This is a genomic window from Betaproteobacteria bacterium, assembly GCA_016720925.1.
Classification (GTDB): domain Bacteria; phylum Pseudomonadota; class Gammaproteobacteria; order Burkholderiales; family Usitatibacteraceae; genus UKL13-2.
In genome coordinates, this window is the sequence record JADKJR010000004.1 from 141,011 (window position 1) to 158,050 (window position 17,040).

General features: G+C 58.9%; 18 protein-coding genes. 13 read left to right on the forward strand and 5 right to left on the reverse strand.

The window, feature by feature from the left end:
* Positions 1-56 precede the first annotated feature (56 nt).
* The 3 genes from IPP88_06930 (at position 57) to IPP88_06940 (ending at position 4,224) form a co-directional block, all read left to right on the forward strand.
* Entirely contained in the window at positions 57-1,544 is a 1,488-nt protein-coding gene (locus IPP88_06930) for a carboxypeptidase M32 (GenBank protein MBL0122465.1), read from the forward strand.
* Between the two features lie 30 nt (positions 1,545-1,574).
* Positions 1,575-2,813, forward strand: coding sequence for an aminopeptidase P family protein (locus IPP88_06935; GenBank protein MBL0122466.1), 1,239 nt, complete (start codon positions 1,575-1,577; stop codon positions 2,811-2,813).
* 106 nt (positions 2,814-2,919) lie between these two features.
* Positions 2,920-4,224, forward strand: coding sequence for an alpha/beta fold hydrolase (locus IPP88_06940; GenBank protein ID MBL0122467.1), 1,305 nt, complete (start codon positions 2,920-2,922; stop codon positions 4,222-4,224).
* A 26-nt stretch (positions 4,225-4,250) separates the two neighbouring features.
* Here IPP88_06940 and IPP88_06945 read toward each other — a convergent pair whose 3' ends face one another.
* From IPP88_06945 to IPP88_06965, 5 genes are all read right to left on the reverse strand, one after another.
* Complete coding sequence (locus IPP88_06945; GenBank protein ID MBL0122468.1) at positions 4,251-5,498, reverse strand: FAD-binding oxidoreductase; 1,248 nt, start codon at positions 5,496-5,498, stop codon at positions 4,251-4,253.
* A 20-nt stretch (positions 5,499-5,518) separates the two neighbouring features.
* Complete coding sequence (locus IPP88_06950; protein ID MBL0122469.1) at positions 5,519-6,454, reverse strand: proline racemase family protein; 936 nt, start codon at positions 6,452-6,454, stop codon at positions 5,519-5,521.
* A 76-nt stretch (positions 6,455-6,530) separates the two neighbouring features.
* On the reverse strand, positions 6,531-6,947 hold the full coding sequence (locus IPP88_06955; GenBank protein MBL0122470.1) for a hypothetical protein: 417 nt from the start codon (positions 6,945-6,947) through the stop codon (positions 6,531-6,533).
* A gap of 77 nt (positions 6,948-7,024) precedes the next feature.
* Positions 7,025-8,065 (reverse strand): adenosine deaminase, encoded by a 1,041-nt coding sequence (add, locus tag IPP88_06960; protein ID MBL0122471.1) that lies wholly within the window; start codon positions 8,063-8,065, stop codon positions 7,025-7,027.
* Between the two features lie 8 nt (positions 8,066-8,073).
* The gene (locus IPP88_06965; GenBank protein ID MBL0122472.1) at positions 8,074-8,313 is read right to left on the reverse strand and encodes a hypothetical protein; all 240 of its coding nucleotides are present in this window, start codon (positions 8,311-8,313) and stop codon (positions 8,074-8,076) included.
* Between the two features lie 12 nt (positions 8,314-8,325).
* Between IPP88_06965 and IPP88_06970 the strand changes: the two genes are divergently transcribed.
* From IPP88_06970 to IPP88_07015, 10 genes are all read left to right on the forward strand, one after another.
* Positions 8,326-8,712: a PspC domain-containing protein gene (locus tag IPP88_06970; GenBank protein MBL0122473.1), complete on the forward strand. Its 387-nt coding sequence runs from the start codon at positions 8,326-8,328 to the stop codon at positions 8,710-8,712.
* Positions 8,713-8,825: 113 nt separating this feature from the next.
* Positions 8,826-9,887 (forward strand): alpha/beta fold hydrolase, encoded by a 1,062-nt coding sequence (locus IPP88_06975; GenBank protein ID MBL0122474.1) that lies wholly within the window; start codon positions 8,826-8,828, stop codon positions 9,885-9,887.
* A 21-nt stretch (positions 9,888-9,908) separates the two neighbouring features.
* Positions 9,909-10,688, forward strand: coding sequence for an SDR family oxidoreductase (locus IPP88_06980; GenBank protein ID MBL0122475.1), 780 nt, complete (start codon positions 9,909-9,911; stop codon positions 10,686-10,688).
* Between the two features lie 269 nt (positions 10,689-10,957).
* Positions 10,958-11,704: a GGDEF domain-containing protein gene (locus IPP88_06985; protein MBL0122476.1), complete on the forward strand. Its 747-nt coding sequence runs from the start codon at positions 10,958-10,960 to the stop codon at positions 11,702-11,704.
* Positions 11,698-12,531 carry a MinD/ParA family protein gene (locus IPP88_06990; protein ID MBL0122477.1) on the forward strand — a complete coding sequence of 278 codons (834 nt, stop codon included), beginning with the start codon at positions 11,698-11,700 and terminating at the stop codon, positions 12,529-12,531. Before IPP88_06985 ends, IPP88_06990 begins: the two co-directional genes overlap by 7 nt.
* A gap of 252 nt (positions 12,532-12,783) precedes the next feature.
* Entirely contained in the window at positions 12,784-13,593 is an 810-nt protein-coding gene (locus IPP88_06995; protein ID MBL0122478.1) for a hypothetical protein, read from the forward strand.
* A complete protein-coding gene (locus tag IPP88_07000; GenBank protein MBL0122479.1) occupies positions 13,577-14,491 on the forward strand; it encodes a pseudouridine synthase in 915 nt (304 codons plus the stop codon). The genes IPP88_06995 and IPP88_07000 overlap by 17 nt, the downstream gene beginning before the upstream one ends.
* A 131-nt stretch (positions 14,492-14,622) precedes the next feature.
* Complete coding sequence (locus IPP88_07005) at positions 14,623-15,249, forward strand: adenylate/guanylate cyclase domain-containing protein (protein ID MBL0122480.1); 627 nt, start codon at positions 14,623-14,625, stop codon at positions 15,247-15,249.
* A 58-nt stretch (positions 15,250-15,307) separates the two neighbouring features.
* Positions 15,308-16,468: an acyl-CoA dehydrogenase family protein gene (locus IPP88_07010; protein MBL0122481.1), complete on the forward strand. Its 1,161-nt coding sequence runs from the start codon at positions 15,308-15,310 to the stop codon at positions 16,466-16,468.
* A 72-nt stretch (positions 16,469-16,540) separates the two neighbouring features.
* The gene (locus IPP88_07015) at positions 16,541-17,014 is read left to right on the forward strand and encodes a GNAT family N-acetyltransferase (GenBank protein MBL0122482.1); all 474 of its coding nucleotides are present in this window, start codon (positions 16,541-16,543) and stop codon (positions 17,012-17,014) included.
* The last annotated feature ends 26 nt before the right edge of the window (positions 17,015-17,040 follow it).

Here is a 17,040-nt window from a genome sequence, read left to right on the forward strand (position 1 = left end):
AGGCACAATGTCGTTCGCAACACGACAAAAATCCGGAATCGACAGGAGTTTTCAGAATGAATCACCCCGCCTACGACGCGCTGTCCGCTACCTGGCGCCGCCTGCATCATTTTGGCCACCTGCAGGCGATCGCGTCCTGGGACCGCTCGGCGTTGATGCCCGCCAACGGCAACGTGGCACGTGCCGATGCCATGGCCGAGATGGACGGTTTGCTGCACAGCATTCGCACGGACTCGCAACTGGCAGCAAATCTCGACAATGCGAAGGCGGAGTCGCTCGACGAAATCCAGCGCGCGAATTTGCGCGAGATCCGCCGTGATTGGCGTGCCGCCAACGCGCTACCCGCGTCGCTGGTGCAAGCTCAATCGCTGGCGACGTCGCGCTGCGAACATGCATGGCGCACCCAGCGGCCCGCCAATGACTGGCCGGGATTCCTGATGAATTTCCGTGAGGTATTGAAGCTTGCCCGCCAGCAGGCGAAGTACCTGGCCGACCGCACCGGCCTCGGTCCGCACGATGCGCTGATGGATGTCTACGAACCCGGCATGACGGGTGAGATGGTGGATCGATTGTTCGGCGATTTGCAGCAGTGGTTGCCAGGCTTGGTGCGGAAAGTGCGAGAGAAGCAGTCGCGCGAATCGGTGCAGGTGCCGGTCGGCCCGTTCCCGCGCGCGGGGCAATATGCTATCGGCCTGGAAGCGATGAAACTGCTGGGCTTTGATTTCGGCGCCGGCCGGCTCGATGAAAGCGCGCATCCTTTCTGCGGCGGCGTGCCGGAAGATACCCGTCTGACCACGCGCTATCGCGAGGATAGTTTCGTGGGCAGCCTCTGGGGCACCATTCACGAAACCGGTCATGGGCGTTATGAGCAGAACCTGCCGCGCGAATGGCTGGGCCAGCCGGTGGGCTGGGCAAGGAGTGCGGCCATTCACGAAAGCCAGAGCCTGAGTTTTGAAATGCAGATCGGCTTGAGCCGGCCGTTTGTCGGGTTGCTGGCACCACGCCTGGCTGCGGAGTTTGGCAGCCAGCCCGCCTTTGAGGCTGACAATCTCTATCGCTGGCTCACCCGCGTGCAGCCAAGCTTCATTCGCGTGGAAGCCGATGAGCTCACCTACCCCTTGCATATCATCCTGCGCTACCGGATTGAACGCGACCTGATCGAAGGCCGTATTGAAGCAGAGGATATTCCTGCGCGCTGGGATGCCGCCATGGCGGATCTACTGGATACCGATACCCGCGGAAATTTCACCAATGGCTGCATGCAGGACGTGCACTGGGGCAGTGGACTGTTCGGCTACTTCCCCAGCTATACGCTCGGTGCGATGTATGCGGCGCAGTGGTTCGCGGCGATTCGTGCGAAGGTTCCCGACCTTGATGCACGCATGGCGGCAGGTGACCTGGCGCCGGCATTCGACTGGCTGCGTGAGAATATCTGGCTGCAGGGTAGCCGCTGGACCACTGATGAACTGGTGACGCGCGCGACGGGCGGACCGCTTGACCCGTCTCACTATCGGCGTCACCTTGAAGCGCGGTACCTCGCCTAATTCAACATTTTCACGATCGGAAAATTCAAGATGACCATCGGCGTAGGTGGCAAATCAATCGAAGAAGCATTGGCGACGTTGGCAGTGCTATCGGACATGACGCAAGGCGTTCTACCGATTGCCCGCGATGAGTACTTGCAGCGCATTACCCGCGCACAGACAGCCATGCGCGAGCAATCGATCGCCGCCATGTGGGTGCACGCGGGATCGAACATGACTTATTTTTCGGGCACCAAATGGGGCCCGAGTGAACGCATGGTCGGCGCCATCATTCCGGCCACGGGGGCCATTGAATACATCGCGCCGTATTTTGAGCAGAATACGCTGCGCGATTACATGGTGATCGAGGGTAACGTCAACGTCTGGCATGAGCATGAAAGCCCGTATCAGTTGTTTGTGAGCACGCTCAAGCGCATGGGGATTGCTGGCGACAAGGACATGCCCCCGCGTATCGGGGTGAGTGAAGATGCGCCGTATTTCGTTGTCGATGGGATTGCGCAACTCGCGATGGGCTTTCAGTTCATCAACGCGAAGCCGGTGACCGCGCATTGCCGATCCAGGAAATCGGCCGGTGAGATTGCGCTGATGCAACGTGCCAAGAACATGACGCTGGAAGTTCACAAGGCGGCAGCGAGCATTCTTTGCGAAGGCATCACGACAACGGAAGTCACTGCATTCATCAACGACGCGCACAAGAAGATCGGCGCGCCGGGTTCGTATTTCTGTATTGTGCTGTTTGGCGAGGCGACCGCGTTTCCGCATGGCGTCAAGAACCCGCAAATCCTGAAACAAAACGACATCGTGCTGATCGATACGGGTTGCCAGGTTGAGGGTTACATTTCCGACATCACCCGCACCTACGTCTTTGGCGAAGCGAATACGCGCCAGCGCGCGGTCTGGAACGCGGAAAAGACTGCGCAGGCCGCCGCCTTCAACGCGGCGCAACTGGGCGTGCCGTGCAAGGAAGTCGACGCGGCGGCCCGGCGTTCACTCGAGGCAAGCGGATTTGGCCCGGGCTACAAACTGCCTGGCCTGCCGCACCGCACCGGCCACGGCATCGGCCTGGATATTCACGAGTGGCCGTACCTGGTCGGCAGTGACGACACACCGCTGGCAGAAGGCATGTGCTTCAGCAATGAACCGATGATCTGCGTGCCGGGCGAATTTGGCATTCGACTGGAGGATCATTTTTATATGACGTCGACGGGGCCGAAATGGTTTACCGCGCCGTCGCACTCGGTGGATGATCCGTTTGGGTTAAGGGCATGATATCGCCAATGGCGGGGAAAACCCCAGCATTGGCGGGCTTTTCAGGCCACAAATGCTCCAGAACGCGCTCTAGTGCTAGACTTTCGCCTCTTCACTCGGAGCAATGATGAAACATACCATCGAATCCCTGCCGGGCCTGGTACTCAAGAGTTGCATGTTCAAGTTGCCCCTCGACTACGAGAATCCTGAAAAGAAAACGGGCGTGTTCGCGCGCATCGTTGCCGCTGCCGGCAAAGAAAATGCCGATCTGCCGTACATGGTTTTTTTTCAGGGCGGGCCAGGTTCCGGTTCGCCGCGGCCGACCAGCAATGGCGGCTGGATCAAACGCGTCCTGAAGGAATACAAACTTGTTTTGCTCGATCAACGCGGCACCGGCCTCTCGACGCCGATCACCGCGCAAACCATGCGTGGATTCGCCTCGCCACTGGCGCAGGCGCAGGCAGACTACCTGAAACATTTCCGCACCGACAATATCGTTCGCGATGCCGAAGCTATTCGCAAGCAATTGATCGGCGACACGCCGTGGAGCATTCTGGGGCAGAGCTACGGCGGATTCTGTGCCATGCGCTATCTTTCCGCCGCGCCGGAAGGCTTGAAGGAAGTGCTGATCACCGGCGGAATCCCGTCGCTGACCCGGCCGGTTGATGATGTCTATCGCGCCACCTACCGGCGCGTGATCGACAAGAACCGGCAGTTCTACCAGCGCTACCCCGATGACGTGGCCAGGGTGCGCGCCATCGTGCGCCATCTGCTGGATCACGACGTAATGATGCCCAGTGGCGGGCGCCTCACCGCGCAACGTTTCCTTCAACTTGGTTTGCAATTCGGCATGAGCGATGGCTTCGAAGCGATCCACTATCTCGTTGAAGAGGCTTTTGTCGATGGCGTTGATGGCAACAATAAACAGGAAATGAACTGGAATTTCCTGTTTCATCTCGAGCAGCTTCAGTCGTTCGACACCAATCCGATCTTCGCGCTCATGCAGGAAGCGTGCTACACGCAGCAGGCCGCCAGCAACTGGTCCGCCGATCGCCTGCTCACCGAGTTTCCCGAGTTCAGCGTGGCGCACGACGGCGCCATCCTCTTCACCGGTGAAATGATTTATCCGTGGATGTTTGATACCTACCCGCAGTTGCAGCCGCTCAAGCAAGCCGCCGACATCATCGCCAAAGATGCTAACTGGCCAATGCTATACAACATGGAAAAGCTGAAACAGAACCGCGTGCCGGTGGCCGCTGCCGTCTACTTTGACGACATGTATGTCCATCGCGAATTTGGCGAAGAAACCGCGCGGGTCGTGCCGAACATGAGGCTCTGGGTGACCAATCAATACGAACACAATGGGCTGCGTGCGGATGGTGAGGCGATCGTGGACCGGCTGCTGCAGATGGTTCGCGGGCAGGCTGATTAGTGTCGCGACTTACGAATGTCGATACACTAGAACCGATCCGGCGCAAACGGGGCGAGGCTGATGTCAAGTTCGCGGCCCATGACTTGTGCGGCGATGATGCGCGCGGTGACGCCTGCAAGCGTCAAGCCGAGATGCTGGTGACCAAAGGCGAAAAACAGGTTTCTGCCATCGGGCGCGCGGCCCAGCACTGGCAAATGATCGGGCAACGAAGGGCGAAACCCCATCCAGGTCGTCATGTTGTCCGTCGGGATATTTGCAACCAGCGCGTTCATGTGGCGCTTCAACATTGCATATCGCTTGGGATCGGGCGCAAGTTGCATGCCGCCGAACTCGACCGTGCCGGTCATTCGCAGGCCGCCGGACAAAGGCATCATGATGATTTTGCGCTCGAGCGACGCAACTGGAATATTGAATCGCGGGAAAATACCCGGAAGCTCGATGTGATAGCCGCGTTCCGTGTCGAGCGGCACCGGATAGCCCAGTTGCGCGGCGAGCGACTTCGACCAGGCACCACCACAGAGGACCAGTTGCTTCCCCCGAAAACGTGCGCCGGTTGAGGTGTGGGCGGTAAATCCGGCGGCAATGCTTTCCACCGCGATGATTTCCGCAGCGGCAAACTGTCCGCCGGCTGCGAGGAATGCATCGCATAATGCCTCGCAAACAAGGTGCGGATCATTGACGTGACCGGAGCCGGTGAATTGCATCGCCCCTTTGATGGGCGCCGTGATATCCGGCGCGAGTTCGCCCGCCTGTGATGGCGACAGCCAATCCGCATGGATGCCGAATGCGCCTAACCGGACAATTTCTTTTTGCGCGCCGGAAACCGACGCAGCATTCTCAACCAGCACCAAGTGACCAGCGGTCTTCAACAGGTGGAGGGCACTTGCGTCCCTCAGGAGGTTTGCCATATCCGCCATTGCGGTGTGCTGCAGCGAGGACAAAGCCGTCACGCCGCGATCGAAAGCGCCCTGGCGCGATGACCATGCGAATCGCAGCAACCATGGAAGAATTGATCGCAGATAGGCAGGCCGAATGCGCAACGGACTTTCGCTATCGAAAACGTAGCGAAATATGTCGCGCATCACTTCAGGTGAGGCGAGCGGAAATATCTGCTCGGTGGCGATGTGACCGGCGTTGCCGAAAGAAGCGGCAAGGCGCGGCTGATCGCGATCTAGCAGCAAAACGCGCTTTCCTGCCTGCACGAGACGGAATGCACAGGCCAATCCGATGACACCCGCGCCGATTACCAGTACATCAGGAGCCTCATTTGCCATGGGCGTGAATTCCGATTTGATCAGTTAATGCCCCAGCAAAACGGGTCGGATGGGTCCATCAGCAGCGTACCTTCTCCGCAGATGAATGCCTGACCGGTGATCGTCGGTACGATTGCGCCATCGACTCGCCGATAGCTGCCTTCAAATACGCTGCCGACGATACTCTCCTGTTGCCAGACAGCGCCTTCGGCAAGTTTCCCATCGGCAGCCAGGCAAGCCAGCTTCGCGCTGGTCCCCGTGCCACAGGGCGAGCGATCATAGGCACTGCCAGGACACAACACAAAATTTCGGCTGTCGAGGGAAGGGTTGGAGGGCTCGCCGAAGAGTTCGATGTGGTCAATTTCCTCACCATGCGGTCCGGTGACCTTTTCACGGGCGAGCGCATGGCGAATAGCGCGGCTGAGGCTGAGCAGCGAGTCGATGTTGTCGAGGTGCAAGTGCTGATTGCGGGCGTCCACCAGATAAAACCAGTTGCCGCCCCAGGCGACATCCCCGCTCATCGGTCCGTGTCCTTCGACGTTGATTTCGACTGCCCGGCGATAGCGCCACGACGCGATATTCTCAATCGAAACTTTTCCATTTGAATGCAGCGTACAACTCACGGTGCCTACTGGCGTATCGACGCGATGGATACCCGGTGAAATCCGGCCAAGGTATTGCAGGGTTGCGATCACGCCGATGGTTCCGTGGCCGCACATGCCGAGGTAGCCGACATTGTTGAAATAGATGACGGACGCCACGGAGGCCGGGTCGACCGGCGGCATCAGGAGGGCGCCGACCATCACGTCTGAAGCTCTTGGCTCGGTCGCAACGGCCGCGCGAAAATGATCATGATTTTCGCGCAGGGCATTCACGCGGTCCGCAAGGGAAACAGCCCCTAAATCGGGGAACCCGTCAAGCACCACTCGCGTGGGTTCACCACCGGTGTGCGAATCTACGTAGCGGATTTTATTCATGACGAGTACATGACTGGTGCGCACGCGCCCGATGACTTAAGCGGTTCGGGTTGACTCATGTGAAGTCGATTTCGCGCTATTTTGGCGGATCCAGCAGGATCGAGTATTTTTGGGTCAGTCGCCCACTCCGCCAATTGAACTCCACCAGCAGATTCAGCGCCGGCTCGTTGATAGGCGCGCTGCTGACAACTTTGAGTACAGGCTTGCCATCGGCACGCCGCTCGGTGGAAATGCGCAATTGCCGAACCAGCGGAGGATAGACAAGCCGGGCGTCCTGGTACGCTTCGGGACTGGCAACTCTTCCTTTCGCGAGTTCAAACTCGAATTCCTCGCTCGGCAAGCCGGTAATCTCGATCTCGGCCGAAAACGGCTGGCCCAAGGCGGACGTCACGTTAATGGGGGCGAGTCCGGCGGCTCCCGCAGTCTGCGGCAACGCGATGCAGGAGGTCGCGGCGACCAACTGGAAAATAGCGATTTTCGCGAATCGTTTCATGTGGTTTTCCTTCTTGAATGCGTGGAATGTATGAGCGACCAATGCAATACAGCATCGGCGGCGGCTGGACAATGCTCTCAGCTTGCCTCCGCAGGCCATCCGTTGAGGGCTTGCAGCGCCGCATCGCGGACTGCTGCGGGCAAAAAAGATGCGCGGACCGCATCATGCATCATACGCCCGAGCTCCGCCAGCGTGACGCCGTTCTGCTCGTGCACCGCCTGTATTTCGCCGCTCAAGTTGACCCCGGACATCAGCCGGTTGTCCGTCGAGACCGAGACCGACAGTCCTGCCGTGACCATTTCGCGAAGGGGGTGTGCAGCCATGGACGCGGCGGTGCCGGTATGCACATTGCTGGTCGGGCAAACCTCAAAATGCAGGCCAAGCTTGCGCGCGTCATCCAGCCATCTGGATTGCTGTGCGAGGCTAATCGCATGCATGATTTTCACGCCGTGGCCAATACGTGTTGCCCCCAAGGCGCCCGCTTCCAGTACCCGCGAACCAAGGTCTGCTTCGCCGGCATGACAGGTGATGCCGAGGCCGGCATCGCGCACGACGGCAAACGCTTTGGCATGCATGGCGGGCAGGAATCCGCGTTCCGCGCCAGCGAGATCGAACCCGATCACGCCCTGATCTTTGTATTTGGTGGCAAGGCATGCGCTGCGCATGGTTTGCTCGGGGCTATCGGTGCGCATGGCGCAAACAATAAACCCGCAGGGCAGGGCACTTTTTTTCAGGCCGCTGATCAATGCCTCGATTACCGCCTCACCTCGCATGCCATTGGACTCGAGCAGCAGCGGCGCCATGCGAAATTCCGCCAGCACGCAGCCGTCGAGCCGCGCGTCCTCGGCGGCTTCGAATGCCACTCGTTTACACGCCTCGGCGGACGCCATCGCAGCTACCGTAAGGCCAAACCCCTGAAGGTAGCGCTCCAGGCTGCCGGAGTGGGCATTGGTTTGCATCCAGGCGGCCAGTTCGATGGCATTGCGCGCGGGGACTTCCAGTGCATTTTGCTTGCACAGTTCCAGCAGGGTTTGCGGCCGCAGGCCGCCGTCGAGATGTTCATGAAGCAAGACCTTGGGCAAGGCCTTCCATTGAGAATCATTCAGCGGATTGGGCATTATTATTGTTAACGAGCCATCAGCAAAGGAGGGAGGGTAGCATTTTCAAGGCGTTGTGCACCAAGGCTTCTCCCATACTTGGCGCGCAGCAGGATTGAAAGCGGCAGAATACCGTGGTGTTTCATCGGCTCATGCGCGGAGTTCTGCGCTTCGTCGCAATCGCATTCACGGTGTCCGCGCATTGGAATATGCTGTGACCACTTGAAGCCCGCCGAGGCCGGCACAAGTTTCTCATAGAGGATCAACAAAGGAGCATCGTCATGAATGTGGCCGACCAACTGCAAAAACTGCAAACGCTGCGCGAGCAGGGTGCATTGACGGAGGAGGAATTCACGCAGGCCAAACGGCGTGTACTCGATGACAGGGCGACGCCAACAGGTGAGCAGGCCATGCCCAAGTCAGCGTCCTTTCTTCACCAGCTCAAGCGGTCGACGAGCGACCGCTGGATTGGCGGCGTATGCGGCGGGCTGGCCGAGATGAGCAATCTGCCGTCCTGGACCTGGCGCATCCTGTTCTTGCTGACGATCTTGCTGCACGGGCTCGGCGTGCTGGTCTATATTTTGTTGTGGATTTTCATCCCACTTCAGTCTCCGGCCCCGCGAAAAGTGGTGGTGGAACCCCGGCACGAAGAGCCGCCGCCCGCTTGAAAATGGCATTGTCCGCATCCAGCTACTGATATTCACGGTTCGGGCCTGAACTTTTCGGGTTCGGCCGGTCTATCATGGGTCGCGTAATTCAAATGGTTCAAGGCAGATATTTCATGAAGTCCCGTTCGGTTTTTTTTGCTGTCATTGGTTGCCTCACGCTTTCCAGCTGCGTGGTCCAGGTTTCGACCAACCAGACGGAGGATGGCGTACAGGCACTGCAATCCGCGCCGGACTTCGATGCAGCGCGCGCGGCAGCGGACCTGGCTCCCGACTCGGCGCTATACACCACACAAACTTTTGACTGGCAGGATGGCTCGCGCGATCGAAGCGTTCCCGCCCGGCTCTACCTGCCTGTGATCGGCAACGGCATCGCGGCCCACCCGGTCCCGCTGGTGGTGTTTTCGCACGGCATCGGCGGCTCTCGCGAGGGCTACAAGTATCTCGGCCGCTTCTTTGCCGCCAACGGCTATGCGAGCCTGCATTTGCAGCACGTTGGCAGCGATCGACAACTGTGGTTCGGCAATCCGTTCAGTTTGCTGAGCCGCCTCAATGGTGCGGCGCAGGAAAGCGAAGCCATCAATCGCGTGCGGGATCTGAGTTTTGCGCTGGATCAGTTGCTCGCCAGCGATATCGGTGCACGCGTTGATCGCGAGAGGATCATCGCTGCCGGACATTCATACGGGGCAAACACCACCATGTTGGCAGCGGGGGCGCAGGTTGAACGCGATGGCCGCATGTTGCCGCTGCGTGATGCGCGCATCAAAGCGGCAATCCTGCTATCCGCGCCGCCGTTCTATGGCGCGGACAATACCGGCCGGATTCTGGGAGCCATCAATATTCCCACCTTGCACATTACCGCTACTGACGATGAGATTGTCATTCCGGGCTATCGTTCCGGACTGACCGACCGGCTTGATGTTTATCAAGCCATGGGCAACGGCCATGCCGCGCCCAAGGCGCTGGCCGTTTTCAAAGGCGGCTCGCACAGCATTTTTACGGATCGCATGGGCACCGGCGGAATAGAGCTCAATCCGAAAGTGAAGGCAGCGACCCGCGATCTCGCGGTCGCATTTCTGAACGCGTTGTTTGCCGGCGATTCCGGGGCGCTCGGACGCTGGCAATCAAAGAATGCGCTGCTGATTGAGCGGTTTGACCAGAAGTTCGCGAACCGCTAGGCGAGTAACCAGGGCCAGGGCATGTACAACTTCAACGGCAAGGTCGCACTGATCACGGGCGGCACCGACGGGATCGGACTTGCCACCGCTAGAGCCTTTGTCACGGCAGGTGCGAAAGTTCTGGTGGCCGGCAGGAATCCCGAGCGAGGGCAAAGGGCCCTGGATGAACTGGTTGCCGCCAGTGGAATCGGCAACAACATGCGCTTCCTGCCGGTAGATGTGAGTGAACCCGCGCAAGTCGAAAAAATGGTCGCGACCTGTGTCGATGCGTTCGGTCGGCTGGATTTTGCCGTCAACAATGCCGCGGCCGAATTCCCACTGGTGCTCACGGCGGATATTCCGCTGGAATCGGTCGATCAGAGTATCGCGGTCGATCTGCGCGGCACGTGGCTGTGCATGAAGCACGAGATTGACGTCATGCTGAAGGCAGGCGGAGGCGCGATTGTGAATGTTTCGTCAGTTAACGGATTTGCGAGTTCGCCCAACGCGGCGATGTACAGTGCCACCAAGCACGGCATGAATGGGTTGACCACTGCTGCGGCGCGGGAATATATCTCTAAGGGTATTCGCATCAACAGCGTTTGCCCGGGCGCCATTGAAACGCCGCGCCGGCAAAGACGGCTCACCGGCTTCACGGCCGAGCAGATTACCGCGCATTACGCGGCGCTTGCCGAACAGGTTCCCGCGGGCCGCGTCGGGCGGGCGGATGAAGTAGCGGCGGGGATACTCTGGCTTTGTTCCGACGAATCGTCCTATGTGGTGGGACACCACCTCGTGATTGATGGAGGGCTGTCGGCGTAGCAGTGCGGTGGCATCCACGCTGGTGGATCGCTGCAGGCTTCCATGTGGTTCCACACCATCAGCCGCCGATTTGACCCGTATTCACCCCTCTTATCCATTGGCAACGCTTGCCGGCGGGGCACTAGACTTGCTCTACAAGGTCACCGTCAAACCTGGATAACAAGCGATGAAAATAATAACGCCCGTTTTTGGCCACCCGGAGTTCAGCGGCACAATAATCACGCGGAGTCGATGCGATGCCCAAGTCGGCATCCGTTGTTAGCCTGGAAATGGGTACGACCCTTCAGGCGGCTGCGCATCCCCGTTCCCAACGCGGAAAGTCCGCGCCGGCAGGCATGGATCTGGATGTTGCCCTGCGGTTGCTTCGGCAGGCCGGTCATCCGGATCGTTTCGATAGTGCGGCGTGCGGCATGCGCGAACTGCAGGAAATCATCGACGCGCTGTGCGAACTCTCGGTTCATGACGGTCTTACCGGATTGGGCAATGCGCGACACTTCATGTCGTCCCTCGAGCAGGAAGTGGACCGCGTGTCCCGCTCCGGCGAAACCGCATTGCTGCTGCTGATTGACCTCGATCGTTTCAAATCGATCAATGACACGCATGGACACCTCGCGGGTGACGAAGTATTGCGCACCGTGGCCAACGTGCTGACACGAAATATTCGCCCGATGGACACTGCCGCGCGTTACGGCGGCGACGAGTTTGCGGTAATCCTCCCCAACTGCCCGCCGGAAGTCGGTCGCGTCATCGCCGAGCGGATACGCGAGGAAGTGGCGCTTGCGACGGCCATGCTTGCGGACGGAACCGCCCTGCAGGTAACGGTAACGATCGGTGGCGCGTTCATTCCGGTCTGGCAGCAAGTGACGCCGGCAGAGGTCATTGCGCGAGCGGATCAAAATCTCTATTCAGCCAAGGCAGCGGGCCGTAACCTTATTTCCATCGAAATGCCGGAAGCGACACAGGTCACGGCCGACGAAAAGCGACTCCTGCTCGATGCGATGGGGCAGCAATCGTGAGTGGCAGTGTTTCCGGCGCGAGGATTCTCGCGATTACCAGTGGCAAAGGCGGTGTCGGAAAAACGTTCGTGGCCGCCAACCTTGCCGCGGCGCTATCCAAGCGGGGGAAAAAAGTGCTGGTGCTCGACGCCGACCTCGGCCTCGCGAACCTTGACATCATGCTCAAGCTCTACCCCAAGACAACATTGCACGACGTGCTTACGGGCACATCCACCATCGAAGAAACCGTGCTCAAGGCGCCCGGCGGGTTCTCGGTACTGCCCGCCGCATCGGGCCTGGTGGAATACTCGCGCCTGACCCGCGACGTGCAAGGCGAACTGCAAAAAATCATCGAAACGCTCAGGGTCCAATACGACTATCTGCTGCTCGACACCGGCGCCGGTATTTCCGATATTGTTCTCTACACCGCGTCGCTCGCGAGCGAAGTGCTGGTCGTCGCGACACCAGACCCGACGGCGCTGGCCGATGCCTATGCCACCATCAAGGTGCTCGCGCAGATGCAGAAGCGCACGTCGGTGCGGCTGGTATTCAATCAGGTACGCAGTGCCGCCGAAGGCCGCAAGCTCGCTGAGCAGTTGCAGGTCGTGGTCGACCGTTTCATCAATGTCCAGACCGACATCAGCATGAAGCTGGAATACATGGGCGAAATTCCGAGCGATTCTGCGGTGAGTGATGCGATTCGCAAGCGCCAGCTCCTGTTCGTGAGCATGCCCGGTTCCCCGGCTGCGAAAGCCATGGCGGCACTGGCGGCGGAGCTGGATGCGCCCGTGAAAGTGTCGGCACTTGCAGCGGCCAGGAAAATAAGCGAACTCCGGGCAAGCCTCTGACGGTGTCGTCGCATCCGGGGCACTACCTCGCTCGCCCGCGCCGATTGGTTCGCCTCACCGAGGCGCGCGCAAAAACCGCGATGTTCCAATCCTTCAAACTCAAGAACCAGAGCCACTCACAGGTCAAATATCCTTGTAAAGCTGCTCCAGTGCTAGCGTTTGGTGCTATTGGCCTTGGCGATCTTGCGTGCCGTTCATGAGAAAATGTATCCCATGACGCCAACACCCACCCGCCTCGCAACCGAAATACCCATGCAACCCATCTATCACATCGCCTTCTACAAATTCGTCACCCTCGAAGATCCGGAAGGGGTGATCACGCACCTGCGCGCGCTGACCAAAGACATCCTGGGCAGCATTCTTGTGGCCAGCGAAGGCATCAATGGCATGGTGGCGGGTTCGGCAGCCCAACTTGATGCTTTTCAGGAAGCCCTGCGGAACGATTCATACTTCACCGGCAAATTTGCCGGCATCATCTTCAAGCGCAGCCCGTGCAAGACGGCACCATTTGGCAAAATGAAGGTCTATCGAAAACCGGAGATCGTCCCGCTGGGGATTGCCGGCGTGGATGGGACGCAAACCGGTACCAATGTCAGCCCGGTAGAGTGGCGGAAACTGATTGCCGACGAGGATGTGGTGCTGCTGGATAACCGCAACAGTTTTGAATACAAGCTGGGGCGATTCAAGAACGCCATCGATCCACAAGTCACGAATTTTCGCGATTTCCCCAATTACGTCATGCAACACCTTCCCGAATGGCAGGCCGAGGGCAAGCGCGTGGCGATGTATTGCACCGGCGGCATTCGCTGCGAGAAAACGACCGCATGGATGCGCGACATGAACATCCCTGTGTTTCAACTGGAAGGCGGTATCCTCAATTATTTCCTGCAAATGCCCGACGCGGAGAAGGATTGGGAAGGCGAGTGCTTTGTGTTTGACAATCGCGTTGCGCTCGATACAAAGTTGCGCGAGACCAATACGACGGTTGAAGATGTCTACGCCGGTGAGCCGGACGGCGAGTGGCGATTGAACCGGGCAAAAGAGCTTGAAGGCTCGCGATAGCCTGCGGCTGCCGACCAAAAACGGCGTCGGCGCCAGTTGCATCGCACTCCCTCCCGGTCCATGGCCACGGGTGATTGATTTCCTCGCGGAGCGTTTCGATACCATTCCCTTCGCTGAGATTGAAGCGCGCATGTTGCGCGGTGACGTGCTAGATGCGACAGGGGAATTTGTCTTGCCCGGCCGAACCTACCAGCCGCACGCCAAGCTCTACTATTACCGCGCCATCGAGGCCGAGGCGCGCATTCCGTTTGACGAAGTGGTGCGGTTTGAAGATGAGTTCATCGTCGTGGTCGACAAGCCGCACTTCCTGCCGGTCACGCCGGGCGGGCGATACTTGCAGGAAACACTGCTGGTTCGCCTCAAGCGAAAACTGGGTCTGGATACGCTGGCGCCTATGCACCGCATCGATCGTGAGACGGCGGGGCTGGTGTTGTTCACCAAGCAGCCGCACACGCGCGGCAGGTACCAGGCACTTTTTTCCCAGCGTGAGGTGATCAAGCGTTATCAGGCGATCGCACCTCTGCGCGAGGGTCTTGCATTGCCGATGACGTATCGCAGCCGGCTTGTCGGCACTGAGCACTTCATGCGCATGCGCGAAATCGAAGGCGAGCCGAATGCCGAGACGCGCATCGAGCTGATTGAGGCCCGAGGTAACCTGGCGCGCTATCGCCTGCTGCCGCTGACCGGAAAGCGACACCAGTTGAGGGTACAAATGGCCGCGCTGGGCATGCCCATTCTTAACGACAAGATCTACCCGGATCATCTGACGAAAGCGCAAATCGAGCAAGATGATTTCAGTCAACCCTTGCAGTTGCTGGCTGAATTCATTGCGTTGCGCGACCCCGTTACGGGTCAGCAACGCGAGTTTGAAACCGCGATGCGGTTGGGCGCGTTCTGAGGCAAAATCCGCGCGCGATCAATGTTTAAGGTGGTGCGTTTAAGGTGGTGCGTTTATGGCGGTGCGTTTATGGCGGTGCGTTTAGGGCAGTGCGTTTAAGTCAGTGTGCAATCCAATCACGGAACAAAATCATGCCATTTACCTACAATGTCGTCTCCGGCGCCTCGGCCGACCGGCTGGAAAATCTCATCGCGGAACGGCTTGTCGCCGGTGCGGATAAAAAGGCGATCGATCGGCGTATCTGGCGCCTGTTCGGCGAAACCTGGGCGGTGCTATATTCCGATCTGGCGGGTTTTTCGCGCAACGTCGCGGAGTTTGGCATCGTCCACTTCCTGCAGACGATTTACGAATCCCATCGACTGCTGGTGCCGATCATCGAGAACAACAATGGCATTCTGCTTAAGACCGAAGGCGATAGCCTTATTGTCATGTTTCGTCATGTCAGCGATGCCGTGCGCTGCGCATTGGCAATGCAACGCTGTACGCACGAATACAATGCAACCCGCGTTGACGCCGAGCAGGTGCTGCTGTGTGTTGGCATCGGCTATGGTGAAGTGCTGCGAATTGGTGACACGGACATATTCGGGGCAGAGGTCAACGCGGCGTGCAAACTGGGCGAAGATATCGCCAAGGCGGGCGACATCCTGATTACCGGTGCCGGCGCTCGCGAGGCAACAATTCCGGCGAGCATGCGGCTCGAGCAGATTAAGACGGTCCCGGCGGGCACGGATTCTGCGTTCTCACTGGTCTACCGCTAGCCGACTCATCAATTTCCTGGACGCATCAACAAACCATTTACTTGAATAAAGGCGCTACATGATTGAACGAACACTTTTCACCACCGAGCACGAAGCGTTTCGCGACAGCTTTCGCCGTTTCCTGGACCGCGAGGTGGCGCCCTTTCATGCAGATTGGGAAGAGCAGGGCTATGTGGATCGCGCGGTCTGGAACAAGGCAGGTGAGAATGGCTTCCTGTGCACGAGCATGCCGGAGGAATACGGCGGTGCCGGTGCCGACAAATTGTTCTCCGTGATCGAAATGGAAGAACTCGGGCGCTCGGGCTTTTCGGGGATCGGCTACTCGCTGCATAGCGAAATAGTCGCGCCCTATATCCTGCATTACGGAACGGAATCGCAGAAGAAAAAGTATCTGCCGAAGCTTGCCAGCGGCGAGATGGTGAGTGCAATTGCCATGAGCGAGCCGGCAGCCGGATCGGATTTGCAGGGCGTAAAAACGAGTGCAATCAGGAAGGGCGACACTTATTTGCTGAACGGCTCCAAAACGTTCATTACCAACGGGTGGCACGCCGACCTCGTGGTTGTTGTCGCGAAAACCAACCCGGCCGAGGGGTCGAAAGGCACCAGTCTGTTTCTGGTGGAGCGCGGCATGCCCGGGTTTGAGACTGGAAAGCGGCTGAAGAAAGTTGGCTTGAAAGCCCAGGACACGGCAGAATTGTTTTTCAACGACGTCAAGGTGCCGGTCGAAAATTTGCTGGGTGGCGAGGCATTTGAGAACCGGGGATTCATCTGCCTGATGGAACAGCTGCCTTGGGAGCGCCTGCAAATCGCCATCACGGCGGTCGCGAGTGCGCAAGCCGCCATCGACTGGACCAGCGCCTACGTGAAGGAGCGAAAAGCCTTTGGCCAGGCCGTGGCGAACTTCCAGAACACGCGATTCAAACTGGCCGAGATGCAGACCGAAGTGCAGATCGCGCAAGTGTTTCTCGACAAGTGCATCGAGCTGCTGATGGTGGACAAACTCGATACCGCCAGCGCCTCAATGGCCAAGTATTGGACCACCGACCTGCAATGCAAGGTGATCGACGAATGCGTGCAGCTTCACGGCGGCTATGGCTACATGTGGGAGTACCCGATTGCGCGCGCGTACGCCGACGCTCGCGTGCAGCGCATTTACGGGGGTACCAACGAGATCATGAAGGAAGTGATCAGCCGCTCAATGGGGCTTGCGCGCCGATGATCGTGACGCGCAATGCAATCTGAGTGGCTTATTCGTCAAGGCAAGCCAGAGGACGCTGAGAAGCTCGCGGCGCTGGCCATTCAGGTATGGTTGCACACCTATGCGACCGACGGAATTTCTTCCACGATTGCACAATATGTGCTTGCCGAGTTCACGCCCGAGAGATTTCGGGCGATGCTCACGCGGCCTGCCGCGAACATTCTCGTTGCCGAGATGGGTGTCAGTCTCGTCGGCTATGCGGTTGTGGATGTCGGCGCGTCGTGCGCGGAGGCGGCAAGCGCCACGGCAGAACTTGCAACGCTTTATGTACAGGCGCACTTCATCGGCAAGGGCGCGGGTTCTGCGCTACTCAAGCACGCCGAAGCGGTGGCGGTTCAGCGGACGGGCCATCCGCTCTGGCTCAAGGTCAATGCCAGAAACAACAAGGCAATCGCGTTTTATGCGCGGCGTGGCTATAACAGAATTGGCGTTGCCTACTTTTCGCTTGGCGGTAATGAACATGAAAATCTTGTGCTCATCGGCAGCGCCGCGACAATTGCGCCGTGAACGCTGACGAGTCCTGGCGCGGGGCG

Bases quoted from the DNA above. Each gene is read 5' to 3' on its own strand.
- IPP88_06930 (MBL0122465.1), top strand. From the start codon at position 57: ATGAATCACCCCGCCTACGACGCGCTGTCCGCTACCTGGCGCCGCCTG.
- IPP88_06935 (MBL0122466.1), top strand. From the start codon at position 1,575: ATGACCATCGGCGTAGGTGGCAAATCAATCGAAGAAGCATTGGCGACG.
- IPP88_06940 (MBL0122467.1), top strand. From the start codon at position 2,920: ATGAAACATACCATCGAATCCCTGCCGGGCCTGGTACTCAAGAGTTGC.
- IPP88_06945 (MBL0122468.1), bottom strand. From the start codon at position 5,498: ATGGCAAATGAGGCTCCTGATGTACTGGTAATCGGCGCGGGTGTCATC.
- IPP88_06950 (MBL0122469.1), bottom strand. From the start codon at position 6,454: ATGAATAAAATCCGCTACGTAGATTCGCACACCGGTGGTGAACCCACG.
- IPP88_06955 (MBL0122470.1), bottom strand. From the start codon at position 6,947: ATGAAACGATTCGCGAAAATCGCTATTTTCCAGTTGGTCGCCGCGACC.
- add (MBL0122471.1), bottom strand. From the start codon at position 8,065: ATGCCCAATCCGCTGAATGATTCTCAATGGAAGGCCTTGCCCAAGGTC.
- IPP88_06970 (MBL0122473.1), top strand. From the start codon at position 8,326: ATGAATGTGGCCGACCAACTGCAAAAACTGCAAACGCTGCGCGAGCAG.
- IPP88_06975 (MBL0122474.1), top strand. From the start codon at position 8,826: ATGAAGTCCCGTTCGGTTTTTTTTGCTGTCATTGGTTGCCTCACGCTT.
- IPP88_06980 (MBL0122475.1), top strand. From the start codon at position 9,909: ATGTACAACTTCAACGGCAAGGTCGCACTGATCACGGGCGGCACCGAC.
- IPP88_06985 (MBL0122476.1), top strand. From the start codon at position 10,958: ATGGGTACGACCCTTCAGGCGGCTGCGCATCCCCGTTCCCAACGCGGA.
- IPP88_06995 (MBL0122478.1), top strand. From the start codon at position 12,784: ATGCAACCCATCTATCACATCGCCTTCTACAAATTCGTCACCCTCGAA.
- IPP88_07005 (MBL0122480.1), top strand. From the start codon at position 14,623: ATGCCATTTACCTACAATGTCGTCTCCGGCGCCTCGGCCGACCGGCTG.
- IPP88_07010 (MBL0122481.1), top strand. From the start codon at position 15,308: ATGATTGAACGAACACTTTTCACCACCGAGCACGAAGCGTTTCGCGAC.